Source organism: Demequina sp. B12, assembly GCF_028823635.1.
GTDB lineage: Bacteria > Actinomycetota > Actinomycetes > Actinomycetales > Demequinaceae > Demequina.
In genome coordinates this window covers 62,386-75,833 of sequence record NZ_JAPEHU010000002.1, presented here as the reverse complement: position 1 = coordinate 75,833, position 13,448 = coordinate 62,386, and the positions used below count along the sequence as shown (strand labels likewise).

General features: G+C 67.4%; 13 protein-coding genes. 6 read left to right on the top strand and 7 right to left on the bottom strand.

Annotated elements, in window-relative coordinates; genetic code table 11:
* Positions 1-25: 25 nt before the first annotated feature.
* The 3 genes from ON058_RS04810 to ON058_RS04800 form a co-directional block, all read right to left on the bottom strand.
* On the bottom strand, positions 26-1,396 hold the full coding sequence (locus ON058_RS04810) for a sugar ABC transporter substrate-binding protein (RefSeq protein WP_274667902.1): 1,371 nt from the start codon (positions 1,394-1,396) through the stop codon (positions 26-28).
* A gap of 80 nt (positions 1,397-1,476) precedes the next feature.
* Positions 1,477-2,400 (bottom strand): carbohydrate ABC transporter permease, encoded by a 924-nt coding sequence (locus ON058_RS04805; RefSeq protein WP_274667901.1) that lies wholly within the window; start codon positions 2,398-2,400, stop codon positions 1,477-1,479.
* 1 nt (position 2,401) lies between these two features.
* Entirely contained in the window at positions 2,402-3,247 is an 846-nt protein-coding gene (locus tag ON058_RS04800) for a carbohydrate ABC transporter permease (RefSeq protein WP_274668404.1), read from the bottom strand.
* Between the two features lie 265 nt (positions 3,248-3,512).
* Here ON058_RS04800 and ON058_RS04795 point away from each other — a divergent pair, with 265 nt between their 5' ends.
* A complete protein-coding gene (locus tag ON058_RS04795) occupies positions 3,513-4,394 on the top strand; it encodes a 3-methyladenine DNA glycosylase (protein WP_274667900.1) in 882 nt (293 codons plus the stop codon).
* Positions 4,395-4,452: 58 nt separating this feature from the next.
* On the opposite strand, the gene ON058_RS04790 is transcribed toward ON058_RS04795, so the two are convergent.
* From ON058_RS04790 to rnhA, 3 genes are read right to left on the bottom strand one after another with little or no spacing between them, the layout of a single operon-like run.
* On the bottom strand, positions 4,453-5,364 hold the full coding sequence (locus ON058_RS04790; RefSeq protein ID WP_274667899.1) for a DMT family transporter: 912 nt from the start codon (positions 5,362-5,364) through the stop codon (positions 4,453-4,455).
* Positions 5,361-6,056, bottom strand: coding sequence for a YigZ family protein (locus ON058_RS04785; protein ID WP_274667898.1), 696 nt, complete (start codon positions 6,054-6,056; stop codon positions 5,361-5,363). The genes ON058_RS04790 and ON058_RS04785 overlap by 4 nt, the downstream gene beginning before the upstream one ends.
* Before the next feature lie 2 nt (positions 6,057-6,058).
* On the bottom strand, positions 6,059-6,499 hold the full coding sequence (gene rnhA, locus ON058_RS04780) for a ribonuclease HI (RefSeq protein ID WP_274668403.1): 441 nt from the start codon (positions 6,497-6,499) through the stop codon (positions 6,059-6,061).
* 62 nt (positions 6,500-6,561) lie between these two features.
* Here rnhA and ybaK point away from each other — a divergent pair, with 62 nt between their 5' ends.
* The 5 genes from ybaK to ON058_RS04755 all read left to right on the top strand — a co-directional run bounded on the left by ybaK (position 6,562) and on the right by ON058_RS04755 (position 12,253).
* Positions 6,562-7,056, top strand: a complete 495-nt coding sequence (gene ybaK, locus ON058_RS04775) for a Cys-tRNA(Pro) deacylase (RefSeq protein ID WP_274667897.1) — start codon at positions 6,562-6,564, stop codon at positions 7,054-7,056.
* The gene (locus tag ON058_RS04770; RefSeq protein WP_274667896.1) at positions 7,053-7,790 is read left to right on the top strand and encodes a YggS family pyridoxal phosphate-dependent enzyme; all 738 of its coding nucleotides are present in this window, start codon (positions 7,053-7,055) and stop codon (positions 7,788-7,790) included. The genes ybaK and ON058_RS04770 overlap by 4 nt, the downstream gene beginning before the upstream one ends.
* 119 nt (positions 7,791-7,909) lie before the next feature.
* A complete protein-coding gene (locus ON058_RS04765) occupies positions 7,910-8,650 on the top strand; it encodes a hypothetical protein (RefSeq protein WP_274667895.1) in 741 nt (246 codons plus the stop codon).
* Between the two features lie 84 nt (positions 8,651-8,734).
* Positions 8,735-11,428, top strand: a complete 2,694-nt coding sequence (locus ON058_RS04760; RefSeq protein WP_274667894.1) for an RNA helicase — start codon at positions 8,735-8,737, stop codon at positions 11,426-11,428.
* 114 nt (positions 11,429-11,542) lie between these two features.
* Positions 11,543-12,253 (top strand): VIT family protein, encoded by a 711-nt coding sequence (locus tag ON058_RS04755; RefSeq protein ID WP_274667893.1) that lies wholly within the window; start codon positions 11,543-11,545, stop codon positions 12,251-12,253.
* Positions 12,254-12,352: 99 nt separating this feature from the next.
* Here ON058_RS04755 and ON058_RS04750 read toward each other — a convergent pair whose 3' ends face one another.
* On the bottom strand, positions 12,353-13,402 hold the full coding sequence (locus ON058_RS04750; RefSeq protein ID WP_274667892.1) for a biotin/lipoate A/B protein ligase family protein: 1,050 nt from the start codon (positions 13,400-13,402) through the stop codon (positions 12,353-12,355).
* Between the last annotated feature and the right edge of the window lie 46 nt (positions 13,403-13,448).

Here is a 13,448-nt window from a genome sequence, read left to right as displayed (position 1 = left end):
TCGCCCGGCCACCTCGCCCAGCCGGCTACTCGAACAGCGCGTTCACGCTGTCGTTGGCGGCCGGCAGGGTGTCGGTCCCCCCGGAACCCGACATGATCGACTCCATGACCGGCCCCATGATCGCGTTGACATCAGACTTGAAGTCCGTGATCGGGAACAGGACGGTGGTGCCGTTGTCCACGTGCTGAGTGAAGGCGGTGACGTCCACGCCGTTGGCCTCGAAGGCCGCGACAGCGCGGTCGGTCGCCTCGACGATCGCGGGGAACACCACTCCGGCTTCGCCCACGACGTTCTGGCACTCGGGCGAGCCGAGGTACTTCACCCATGCCCACGCGGCGTCAGGGTTGTCGGTGGACGCGGCGATGTTGTCCGCCAGTCCGTTGAGCATCGACGCGTTCTGCCCGTTGGGACCCACAGGAGTGGCCGCCACCGCAGGGGTGAACGTGTCGCTCTCCGAGCCGAACACATAGCCGGTCATCCAGGAGCCGTTGGGGACCATGGCGGCCTTGCCTGCGATGAGCTGGTCCGCCCAGCTGATGCCCTCCTGCGCGGCGAACGTGGGCATGTAGCCCTTGTCGACCAGCGAGTACCACCAGTCGATCGTCTCCGCGAAGGCCGGGTCGTCGAAGTTGTAGGACGTGCCCCAGGGCTCATCGGTCTGCGTCCAGCCCAGCGTCGCCGTGAGGAAGCTCCACTGGGTCTGGCCGTCGGCTCCGCCGGCGCCCTCCATCCACAGTCCGTAGGTCTCGACGGAGGTGGGGTCGAAGCCCTCCTCGTCTCCACGGACGCCGTTGGTGTCGATCGTCAGCCGGGCGATGACGTCCTCGTAGGTGCCACCGTCCTCGGGGTTCCAGGTCAGGCTGCTCATGTCCTCGGCGGTGAGACCTGCTGCCTCGACGGCCTGCGCGTTGTAGAACAGCGCGATCGTGTCGAAGTCCTTGGGCAGCCCGTACTGGATCCCCTCGGGGTCCTGCCAGAGCTCGACCAGGCCCTCCTGGTAGATCGACATGTCGACGCCATCGGCCTCGATGTAGCCGTCCAGCGGCAGCACCTGGCCGTTCTTCTGGAACTCCGGATAGTACGCGACGTGGCTGGTGAACACGTCGTAGTTCTCACCCGAGACGAACCCGGTGGTCACCTTGGTCCAGTAGTCGTCCCAGCCGATCTGCTCGATGTCGACCTGATAGCCGGGGTTCGCCGCCGCGAAGTCCGCGGCGCACTGCTCGTACGCCGGGAGCTGGTTCGAGTCCCACAGGCCGTAGCTGATGGTCGCGGCGTCGCCATCGCTGGCTCCGTCGCCGCCCTGTCCTGCGGTCTCGTCGCCATCGCTCGAGCACGCGGCCAGGGAGACGGCGGCCAGGGCGATGAGGGCGGGGGTCATCATGGACTTCTTCATCGAGGTCCTCCTTGTGTTGGTGGTGCGGTTGGTGGTGTGAAGAGAGGTGGAGCGTGGGTCGGGAGTCGCGATGGGGTTCATCACTTGACTCCCGAGGACTGGATGGAGCCGACGATCCGACGGCCGAACACCAGGACGAGAATGAAGATGGGCACCGCGGCGACCAAGGAGCCGGCCATAAGGCCCGCCCAGTCGGGGCTGCCTTGAGGCGTCTGTGAGCGGAACACGCCGAGGCCCACGGTCAGCAGCGTCGACTCCTCCGTCTGGCCGACCAGGAGCGGCCACAGGTAGTCGTTCCAGTAGAAGATGAACTGCAGGATCCCGATGGTGATGATCTGCGGCATCACGATGGGGAGCACGATGCGCGAGAAGATGCGCCACTGACTCGCCCCATCGATGGTCGCCGCCTCGATGAACGAGCGGTTGACCCCCAGGAAGAACTGCCGCAGGAAGAACACGACGAAGGGCGAGAAGAACATCGCTGGCAGGGCGATGCCGATGTACGTGTTCAGGAGGCCGAGCTCGCGCACGAGCAGGAAGTTGGGCAGCAGCGTGAACATTCCGGGCACCAGCAGGGCGACGAGGAAGATGCCGAAGACCACGTCCCGCCCGCGCCACTCGAGCAGCGCGAACGCATAGGCCGCCATCGAGCTGAGCATGACCTGCGCGACGGTGATGATCGTGCAGACGATCACCGAGTTGACCAGGTACTGCGTGAAGTTGATCGCGCCCACCGAGCCGCCCTCAGCGAGGGCGTCAGCGGTGGACTGAAGCCCGAGCACCCGCTGGAAGGGTCCCAGGGTGGGCTCGACGGGAAGCAGGCTGAGCGGCTCCGAGAACATCGCACGGTTGTTGCTGAGCGCGGTGCGCAGCATCCAGTAGAAGGGGAACAGCGTCGCGAAGACGACGAGCCCGATGGTGACCCAGCCGAGAGGTCGCGTGATGAATCGGCGTCGCCGGTCGTGCGAGGACTGGACGGTGGAGGGAAGTGTCGTGGTCGCCATGTCAGCGCTCCAGATCGCTCTGCCCGGCGCGGAAGGCTCGCATCTGCACGAGCGCGATCACCGCCAGGATGAACATGAGGATGACCGACAGCGCGCTCGCATAGCCGAAGTCGAATCGGGCGAAGGCTCGGTCGTAGATGTAATAGGTGATGGCGTTGGTCGAGTCGACCGGACCGCCCTGTGTCGTGACGGCGATGGTGTCGAAGATCTGGAACGATCCGACCACCGTGACCACGAGCACGAAGGCGAGGACGGGACGCAGCAGCGGCAGGGTGATCGAGCGGAACACCCGCCACTCGCCTGCGCCGTCGACGGCCGCGGCCTCGTAGACGTCGTGAGGGATGGCCTGTAGCCCGGCGAAGATCAGCAGCGTCGTATAGCCCAGGTGGCGCCAGACGTTGACGAGCGCGATCGTGGTCATGGCGTACTGCTCGTCGCCGAAGAACCCGATGCGGGTGATCCCGATCGCGTCGAGCCCCGAGTTGATGAGACCCAGGTTGTAGTCGGCGAGCCAGTACCAGACCAGCGCGACCACAACGTTGGCGATGAGGTACGGGAGCATCACCACGCCGCGGATGAGCATCGAGCGCGTGAACCGGTGGAGCAGGACGGCGAGCAGCAGCGCGACCAGAGTCTGGACCACGATGTTGATCGCGACGTACTGAAGCGTCACGCCCATCGAGTTCCAGAAGACCGGGTCGTCGACGATCGCCGCGTAGTTCTCGAGCCCCACCCAGGTGGGCTCGCTCAGCAGGTTGTAGTCGGTGAAGCTCAGGTAGAGACCACGGACGGCCGGCCAGGCGAAGAAGACGAGGAAGCCCAGGAGCGCGGGAGACAGGAAGAGCATCGCGGTTCCCAGCTGTCCGCGGCCGGGGCGGCGCTTGGTGCGCGCCGGCCCGGTTGCCTGCGGAACCGTGGTGAGGGGCGTCGTTGCCACTCGGATCACCTCCGAATAACTTTCGTTGTGCAAGTAACGTACGCCCGAGGAGTGCTTGTGTCAACCGCAACGACCGCGGATTGATGGTCACGCTTTCGTTATAGAAGTAATTGGCCTGATCTGCCTCCTCTCTCGCGAGAGTTGGATCCGCCGTCTTCCTGGGACAATGGACGTCATGTCCGTCGCCTCCCCCACCCGCATCCTGCTGTCACGGGATGACTGGACGACTGCCGCATCGGCCCACGAGGCCCGCGCGGACACGCTGACGGCCGGGCGGCGCGAGCGCGCGGCGCGCGGCGAGAGCCACGCGATCGAGGACTTCCTCTACGACTACTACTCGACCAAGCCGGCACAGCTGCGGCGGTGGCACCCCGGCATCGACGTGGCCCTGGACAGGGCCGATGCGCACGCCGGGTGGCGGTGGTACACCACCTCGGGAGGCGTCACGACGATCGACGTCGCCGGCTTCGTGGCGGACCGCGGCGAGGGCGTGCGCCACATCCGGCGCCTGCTCGCCGCCACCGCGGGGCGCGCACCGATGCTGGGCTGCTTCGGGATGCACGAGTGGGCGATGGTCTACCGAGCCGCGGACGCCGAACGCCGCCACGGGCTGCCGCTGCGCCTGGGCGCCGCCGGGACGGACGCCGTGGTCGACGCACACCCGCTGAGGTGCACCCACATCGACGCGTTCCGGTTCTTCACGGCGCCCGCCGCGCCGCTCAACGCCCATCAGCTCACGCGCGCCGGCCAGGTCGAGATGGACCAGCCCGGCTGCCTGCACGCGACCATGGACCTGTACAAGTGGGCCATGAAGCTGGGCCCCGCCGCGCCCGGCGACCTGCTGCTGGACTGCTTCGAGCTCGCGCTCGACGTCCGGCGCGTCGACATGCAGGCGTCGCCGTATGACGTGTCCTCCTACGGGCTCGAGGCGATCCCAGTGGAGACGCCCGCCGGAAAGTCGGAGTACGCCTCGAGGCAGCGCGCCTTCGCGCGACGAGCGGCACCGCTGCGTGAGCGGCTCATCGAGATCTGCGACGCGGTGCTCGACGCCGGCTGACGCTCGCTCCCGGCGCGCCAGCAGTCACTCAGTGCCGAGAATCGCTGTATTCCGGCACTCACTGACTGCCAGGAGCCGCCGACGGGGGATCGAGTTCCTCGACGGGCGCCTCGGTCGCCGGAACGGCGCTGCGTCCGGCTGATGCGACGGCTCCCACGCCGGCCGCGGTCACCAGGGCGATGCTGGCGACCACCACCCACGTGAGGCGCTGGTCGAGCAGGACCAGGCCCGCGAGCGCCGCGATGGCCGGGGCCAGCGCGAGCAGGATCGCGAACGTCTCCGCCTTCATGCGGCGCAAGGCGCTGAGCTCGATCCCGTACGGGATGGCGGAGCTGAGCACGGCGACCACGAAGGCCAGAGCAAGCGCAGCGGGGTTCAGCAGCGCCTCGCCCACCACCACGCCCGCGACGGGAACCGTCAGCAGCGCGCCCACGGCGGTCGCGAGCGCGAGGCCCACGACGCCCGGCATGCTGGCGCCCGCCGCGCGGGCAGTCAGGATGTAGGCCGCCCACATCACCGCCGCGCCGCCCGCGAAGAGCATGCCCACGGGGTCGAGGTCTTGAGCGCCGCCGCCCAACAGGGCTACGCCGGTGCCGGCGAGCACGGCCCACAGCACCCCGCGCCAGCTGCGGCTCGCCACGACGCTGAGCACCAGCGGACCCATGACCTCGATGGTCACCGTCACGCCCAGTGGGATGCGTGCGAGCGCGAGGTAGAAGAACGCGTTCATGGCTGCCAGAGAGACGCCGAACGCGAGCACGGTCCACCAGTGCACGCGCGCGCCGCGGCGCAGGCTGACCACCGCGAACGGCAGCAGCACTAGCGCGGAGAACAGCAGCCGGCTGGCGATCACTCCCCACGCCCCGATGTCCGGGATGATCGTCACCGCGACGGCCGCGCCCGCCTCCTGGCACGCGAGCCCCACGAGCACCAGCAGCGGCATGCCGGCGGTGCGGCTGAAGGACGTCATGGCGCCATCGTGCCGCATCCCGCGGGCATGCCGGACACGTGCTCCTGGGCTCGCGGCCGGTCGAACACCACCGTCTCGCCCTCGACGGCACGAACCGCGCCGCCGGTGAGGGCAGCGATGTCGGCGCGGAGAGTCGCCACGAGCTCCGGCGGCACCCGTAGCGACAGGCGCGCGACTGAGCCATACTCGGGCTCGTCGAGGACGGCCCGGTGGGTGTCCGCCCACGTGTGGAGGTAGGCCAGGACGCGGCCGGCCTCGGCATGCGGCGCATCGGCCGTGACACGCGTGAGGTGGACGCGATCGACCCACGTCGCTGCGTCGAGAGCGCCCGACACCGCACTGCCGTACGCCCGCACCAGCCCGCCGGCGCCCAGCAGCGTCCCACCGAACCACCGCGTCACCACGGCCACCACATCGGTCACCTCGCGGTGGCGCAGCACCTCGAGCATGGGCGCGCCCGCGGTCCCGGCCGGCTCGCCATCGTCATTCGAGCGCTGGCGGTCGGCGTGCGGCCCCAAGATGAGTGCGGTGCAGTGGTGCCGCGCGTCCCAGTGCTCCTTGCGGCGCGCGGCGACCACCGCATCGGCCTCGTCGACGGACACCGCGGGCGCGAGGTGCGCCAGGAAGACCGACCGCTTGACCTCGAGCCGGTACTCGACCGGCGCGGCGATCGTGGCCGGCAGCGCGTCCATGGTCAGGAGCCGCGCGCCTCGTCGACGCCCATGTTCGCCAGTGCGTCGGCACGCTCGTTGCCGGGATCGCCGGCGTGGCCCTTCACCCAGACCCACTCGATCTGGTGGCGGGCCACCTGCTCGTCGAGCGCCATCCACAGTTCCTGGTTCTTGACGGGCTTCTTGTCGCGTGTCTTCCAGCCATTGCGCTTCCAGCCCTTCATCCAGGACTGGACGCCGTTCATCACGTACTGGGAGTCGACATGGAGCGTGATGTGGCATGGGCGCTTGAGCGCGGCCAGCCCTTCGATCACAGCTGTGAGCTCCATGCGGTTGTTGGTGGTCTCCTTCTCGCCGCCGAAGAGCTCCCGTTCCTTTCCGCCGGAGCGCATCAGCGTGCCCCAGCCGCCGATGCCCGGGTTTCCCTTGCAGGCGCCATCGGTCCACATGTCCACGTGCGTCATCTCGCTCACGCGGTCACGATAGGCCATGGGCGCATCCCGCCTGATGCGGCACACTGGTGGCCATGCCGCGCCGCGCCTCCGCCAGCACCCCCGCTGTCGCCGCGTTGATCCGAGCCGGCATCGCGCACGAACTGCACCCGTACGAGCACGATCCTGCCTCGGAGCTGTCCTACGGCCTCGAGGCCGCCGCCGCGCTGGGAGTCCCGCCGGCGCAGGTTTTCAAGACGCTCTGCGTTCTTGCGGACGGCACGCTGTCCATGGCGATCACCCCCGTCGACGGCACGCTCGACGTCAAGGCAGTCGCCAAGGCCCTGGGCGCCAAGCGCGCGACTATGGCCGACCCCGCCGATGCCGAGCGAGCCACCGGCTACGTCGTGGGCGGCATCTCGCCGCTGGGCGGACGCAAGCGCCTGCCGGCAGTGCTGGACTCCAGCGCACTCGACCTGGACCGCGTCTACGTCTCCGGCGGCCAGCGCGGACTCGACCTCTCTCTCGCCCCGACGGACCTGGTGCGCCTCACTGGCGCCGCCGTCGCCACCATCCGGAAGGACTCATGACCCCGCTCTCCGCCGCCCCCGACCAGTGGAACCCCGCCGCACGCCTCGAGGAGGTCAAGGCGCGTGTGCACATCGCGGAGGCGCAGTGCGGCCGCGCCGGCGCCGGAGTCCAGGTGCTGGTCGCGACCAAGACCTGGGACGCCGATGCGGCGGCGGCTGTCGTTGCGGCGGGAGGTGCCGTCGTGGGCGAGTCGCGCATGCAGGAGCTTGCGGAGAAGGGCGCGGCTCTGCGGGCGGCCGGGGCGCGCGTGCACGTGATCGGGCAACTGCAGCGCAACAAGGCTGGCATCGCGGTCGAGTACGCGGACTGCGTGCAGACCGTCGACTCCATGCGCCTTGCGGAACGGCTGTCGCGCCTGTGTCTCGAGGCCGAGCGGGACCTCGAGGTGATGATCCAGGTCAACGTCTCGGGCGAGGAGTCGAAGGCCGGGGTGGCCCCGGAGGAGGCCCTCGCGCTGGCAACACAGGTCCAGGCTCTGCCCGGTCTCACGGTGACCGGCTTCATGACCATCGGGCTCAACTCGGACGACGAGGACGCGGTGCGAGCCGGCTACCGGCGCCTGCGAGACATCCGGGATGCGGCGCTCATCCGTTCGGAGCGCGGCGAGTTCCCTCTGGCAGACGCCTGGCACCTGTCGATGGGCATGTCGCGTGACCTCGAGTGGGCCATCGCGGAGGGCGCCACCATGGTGCGGGTCGGGACCGCCGTCATGGGCGACCGCGCGCAGACCTGACTCGGCGAAGGCGCCTGTTCTGGCCCTACGTGCGCGATCCTCCTTGCGAGGCGCAAGTGCGCTTCTAAGTTAAGTCTCTGAAGCAGACAAGTCGCAGACCTGAGCAGGAGGGATGTCCCATGTACCGGGAACGCTATGAGAGTCGTGGACGGCCTCCCGAGGCGCGGCGCAACCTCCAAGATCTACTTCGCCTCACGCTGGCCGCAGTCGAGATCGCAGGCACCCGTCGGGAGGCCATGGACGCCGTTGCCGACTCGATCCAAGCTCCGGGATCGCTCGCCACGTATCGCCACGATGTGTACGAGACGACGGTCGTGTACGAGTTCGGCCAGCTCGCGCGCCAGGACTTCGAATCGCACGGGAACGTGGCTGTGTGGGAGAGGCCCCTGACTTGGACCCGTCCAGGCGGCACCTATGCGAGTTCCGGTCACATCGACATCTCTCTCTTCAACTCGCGGCGGCAAGTGGAGACGCGCATCGAGTTCGGAAAAGCGGAACCTCGGCCGCGTGCGCGCCCACCGCGGGACGAGAAGCTTGAGTCGGACGCTTTGAAACTCCACGACGCGCGCAACGACTTTGCTTCACGTCGCGCCGACGCGGACGCCCCCAGAGGGTACGCGTCTGAGAACTACGTGGTGCTGTGGGACTTACGCGACTCTCGGAAGACTAAGTCCACCGCCCGCCCAACCAAGAAGGCCTTCGACTCCTGGTTCGATCGTTGTTCGGCACATGCTCGGGCGGCGTCCGGACGCCTTGGGTTCGATGTCGTCCTCGAGACGGCCGCGGCATCAGACATGATGAGTTTCAAAGCCGATGTGCGACGCGGCGCCTATGCCGCAATCTTCCAGGTGTTGCCGTGAACAGTTGCAACAGGCTGAGTGGGCGCTGAACCTCGCCACACGGCCGCGAGCGCCGCATCGGCCCTTCACGAGACAATGGCCGCGATGACTTCCGCCGACGCCACCCTCCTGAACCGCCTCCCCCAGCCCGAGCAGGGAGTCGCGCCCGACCCCGACGCGCTCTACGAGGCCTTCGCGACGTGGGCGGAGGGGACCGGCCTGCCGCTGTACCCGCACCAGGACGAGGCTCTCATCGAGATCGTCTCCGGCTCGCACGTGGTCCTGGCGACGCCCACCGGCTCGGGGAAGTCGCTGGTCGCGGCCGGCGCCCACTTCGCCGCCCTCGCCGCGCACCAGGCGGGCACCGGCGGCCGCACCTTCTACACGGCGCCGCTCAAGGCCCTGGTGAGCGAGAAGTTCTTTGCGCTGATCGAGTTGTTCGGCTCCGCGAACGTGGGACTCATGACCGGCGACAGCGCCGTGAACCCGGACGCGCCCATCATCTGCTGCACCGCGGAGATCCTCGCGAACCTCGCCCTGCGCGACGGTGCCGCCACGGACGCCTCGCTGGTGGTCATGGACGAGTTCCACTTCTACTCCGACCCGCAGCGCGGATGGGCCTGGCAGGTGCCGCTGCTCGAACTGCCCCACACCCAGTTCGTGTTGATGTCCGCCACCCTGGGTGACACCAGTTGGCTCGTGGAAGACCTAGAAAGCCGCTCCGACCGCTCCGTTGCCGAGGTCACCACGCTTGAGCGGCCCGTCCCCCTCAGCTTCGACTACAGCCTGGACCCGCTGCCGGAAGTCGTGGAACGCATTGTCCAGTCAGACAAGTCCCCGGCCTACGTCGTCCACTTCACCCAAAAGGATGCCGTGGAGCGTGCCCAGTCGCTGCTCAGCATGAACCTCGCGTCCAAGAGCGAGCGTGCCGTCATTGCCGACGCCCTGGACGGCACTCGCTTTGGCACCGGCTTTGGCAAAACGCTGTCGAAGTTCTTGCGAGCCGGCATTGGTGTTCACCACGCGGGCATGCTGCCCAAGTACCGGCGCATCGTGGAACGCCTCACCCAACAGGGACTTCTCAAAGTGGTCTGCGGCACCGACACCCTCGGAGTCGGCATCAACGTGCCCATCCGCACCGTGCTGTTGACCTCGCTGGTGAAGTACGACGGCGAACGGATGCGTCACCTCAGCACCCGCGAGTTCCACCAGATCGCGGGCCGCGCCGGGCGCGCCGGCTTCGACACCGAAGGCTCCGTGATCGTGATGGCCCCCGAACACGTCATCGAGAACCGCAAAGCGCTCGCGAAGGCCGGCGACGACCCCAAGAAACGCAAGAACATTGTCCGCAAGAGTGCCCCCGCGGGCTCAGTGAACTGGACCGATGCGACATTTGAGCGCCTGCGCGACGCACCACCAGAGCCGCTCACCTCGTCGTTTGCGGTCACGCACGCCATGGTGCTGAACCTCCTATCCCGCGGCACAGAGAACGCCGCATTGGACCGTCCCGCCCAGGACCCTGTGCAGGCCATGCGCGACCTGCTCGAGGCAGTCCACGAGACGCCCGCGCAGCGTTCCAAGCACGCCCGCCAGGCGTTGCGGATCTACCGCTCACTACGGATCGCTGGCGTCGTGGAGCGGGTACGCATTCCCGACCCCTCGCACCCGCGCGGCGAGCGTCCATCGGTCCGTCTCACCGTAGACGTGCCACGCAACTTTGCCCTCAATCAGCCCTTGTCCCCCTTCGCGTTGGCGGCAATGGACCTGCTCAACGTGGACAGCCCTGACCACGCGCTCGACGTGGTGTCCGTGATTGAATCCACGCTGTCCGATCCGCGTCAGATTCTGCTCGCACAACAGAACGCCGCACGCGGTGAAGCGGTCGCGGCGATGAAGGCCGACGGCATCGAATACGAGGAACGCATGGAGTTGCTCGAAGAGGTCACGTGGCCCCAGCCACTCGCAGACCTCCTGGAGCCTGCGTTCGTCAGCTACCGGCGCACGAACCCCTGGATCTTGGATGCAGAACTGTCCCCCAAGTCCGTGGTGCGGGACATGCTTGAAAAGGCCATGTCCTTCGGCGATCTGGTCTCCGTGTACGGCCTGGAACGCACCGAAGGCGTGGTCCTGCGGTACCTGGCGGAGGCCTACCGAGCATTGCGCCAGACCGTTCCCGAGGAACACCGCACGGACGATGTAGCCGCCATCACCGACTGGCTGGGCGAACTCGTCCGGGGAACCGATTCATCGCTGCTGGACGAGTGGGAACGCCTCCAGAACCCGGAGGTGTCCCTGGGCGACGATGCCGACCCAGCATCGGCCGCCGCCAGCCCTTCGATGACAGGCCCCGCGCGCCCCATGACAGGTAATGTGCGCATGTTCCGCCGTCTGATCCGCAACGCCATGTTCCGCCGTGTGGAACTCGCCGCTCGTGAGGACTACGCGGCGTTGGAGGCCCTCGACAAGCGTTCCGGTTGGAACGCGAACGCATGGCGGGACGCGCTCGACCCGCTGTTTGTGGCCCAAGGCGACGACGCCATCGGGATCGGCCCCGACGCTCGCGCCGCTGCGCTGCTGACTTTCGTGGAGCCCGGGGGCGACCACGGCATCGGCCCTGCTGTCGCCGCACTTGCCGCGACGGAACACGGCACCCTGCCCGAAGGGATGTGGCTGGTGCGCCAGGTCTTCGACGACCGGGACGGCGACCACGACTGGGCCATCACCGCGACCGTTGACCTCGATGCTTCCGACGAGGCAGGAGCTCCCGTGATCGACATTCTGAACGTGGGCGCCGCCTAGGTTCTTTGGCCAGCCGAAGTTCTTCTTTCGGCCTATCTACCAGGCTTTTCGGCCAACTTAAGACAGGCTTGCCTTCCTAGCGCGCACCCCACCCGCAGTTCTACTGTGGCGAGTATGAGCACGACAGACCACCACAACATTGACGAAGAAGCCGTCACGCGGCGCCTGAATGCGCTGCGTGCTGGCGTGCTGGGAGCGAACGACGGCATCGTCTCCACCGCAGGTCTAGTGATCGGTGTGGCGGCGGCCACTCCCGACAACCACGGCGCCATTCTGGCCGCCGGTGTCGCAGGCGTGGTCGCGGGTGCATTGTCGATGGGTGTAGGCGAGTACGTGTCCGTGTCCTCGCAGTCCGATGCCGAAAAGAGCCAGCTCCGCCGTGAGGCCCGCTGGCACAAGGAACGACCCGAATGGGAGCTGGAACAACTGGTCCAACTCAATGTCGAGACGGGCATGAGCGAAGAAACCGCGCGCAAGGCCGCCGAGGAGCAGACCGCCCACGATCCCCTAGGAATCCACTCGCGGATGCACCTGGGAATCGACCCCGAAGAAATCACCAACCCCTGGCACGCGGCGTGGGCATCGCTGTGCGCCTTCACGCTGGGCGGCCTACTGCCGTTGCTGACGATCCTGCTGGTGCCCACATCCGCCCAGGTCCCCGCCACCTACATCGCGGTGCTGATCGCAGTGTCACTCACTGGCTACACGTCTTCGCGCCTGGCTCACTCACCGCGCACGCGGGCGATCATCAGGAACATCGTGGGTGGCGCGCTGGCCATGGGGATCACCTGGGGCATCGGTGCGCTGATCGGTACCGCAATCTAACGCAGCGCGCCCCTTTCCCCTGGCCGTAGATACACGGCGGGGATGAGGGCCGATGCGCGCCCTCGCCGTAGTTTTCAGGCGGGTTTTCCGCTGGCCCAGTTACGGCACCAACCCGATCCACTCGGGAGTGGAGAACTTGCTGTCCACTTCCGCCTGAGCCTTGGCGAGTTCGTCCGGGGAGACCGCGCTGGATTGGGTCGCATAGCGGCTAGCAAAGTGGTCGAGGAACGCGGCGATCACGTCTTCGCGGGCCATCCCCGTCTGACTGCGCAGAGGGTCCACGCGCTTGTTAGCGCTCTTGGTGCCTTTGTCTGACATCTTCTCGCGGCCGATGCGCAGCGTTTCCAGCATGGCGTCCGCGTCGATGTCGTACGCCATGGTCACGTGGTGAAGCACCGCTCCTGAGGAGTATCGCTTCTGGGCGGCGCCGGCGATCTTGCCCGCCTCGGAAGCGATGTCGTTCAAGGGCACATAGCGGGCTTTGATTCCCACGTCAGCGAGGGCACCCAGCACCCAGTCGTCTAGGAAGGCGTAGGACTGCTCAAACGACAGTCCCTCCACGAGGGACGTCGGTACCGACAGCGAATAGGTGATGGTGTTGCCCGGCTGCACAAACATCGCGCCACCGCCGGACACACGGCGAGTGACGGTGATGTCGTGCTTGGCGGCACCCTCAGGGTCAACCTCATTGCGCAGCGACTGGAACGATCCGATGATGACGGCGTTGGACGCCCACTCCCAGATACGTAGCGTGGGCGCGCGCCGGCCTGCCGCTACCTCCCGTGTGATGACGTCATCGAGTGCCATCTGCAGGTGAGGCTCACGGGGCTCATCGTGGAGGATGTCGAACGTGTGGTCACCCCAGCTGGTGGCGTGACCGAGCGCGCGCCGCACTGCGATCGCGACTGCTTCCGGACTGAACCCCACAAAGTGAGCGTCTGGTCCGGCTGCCCGCTCCACGACCGCCGCGAGCGTTCCCACGGTGGAGTTGGCAGGCAGGCCCGTGAGGGCGAGCCGAATGTCGAGCAGTGCTTCCGCAGGCTCAAGGAAGAAGTCACCGGAGATGACGACTCGCGACAGGCTGTCGCCGGATACTTCAACATCCGCGACCACGAGTTTGCCGCCTGGAACCTTGTACTCACCGTGCATGGATCCATTGTGTCCACGGCTCAGATCGTTGATTGACCCGTTTCGT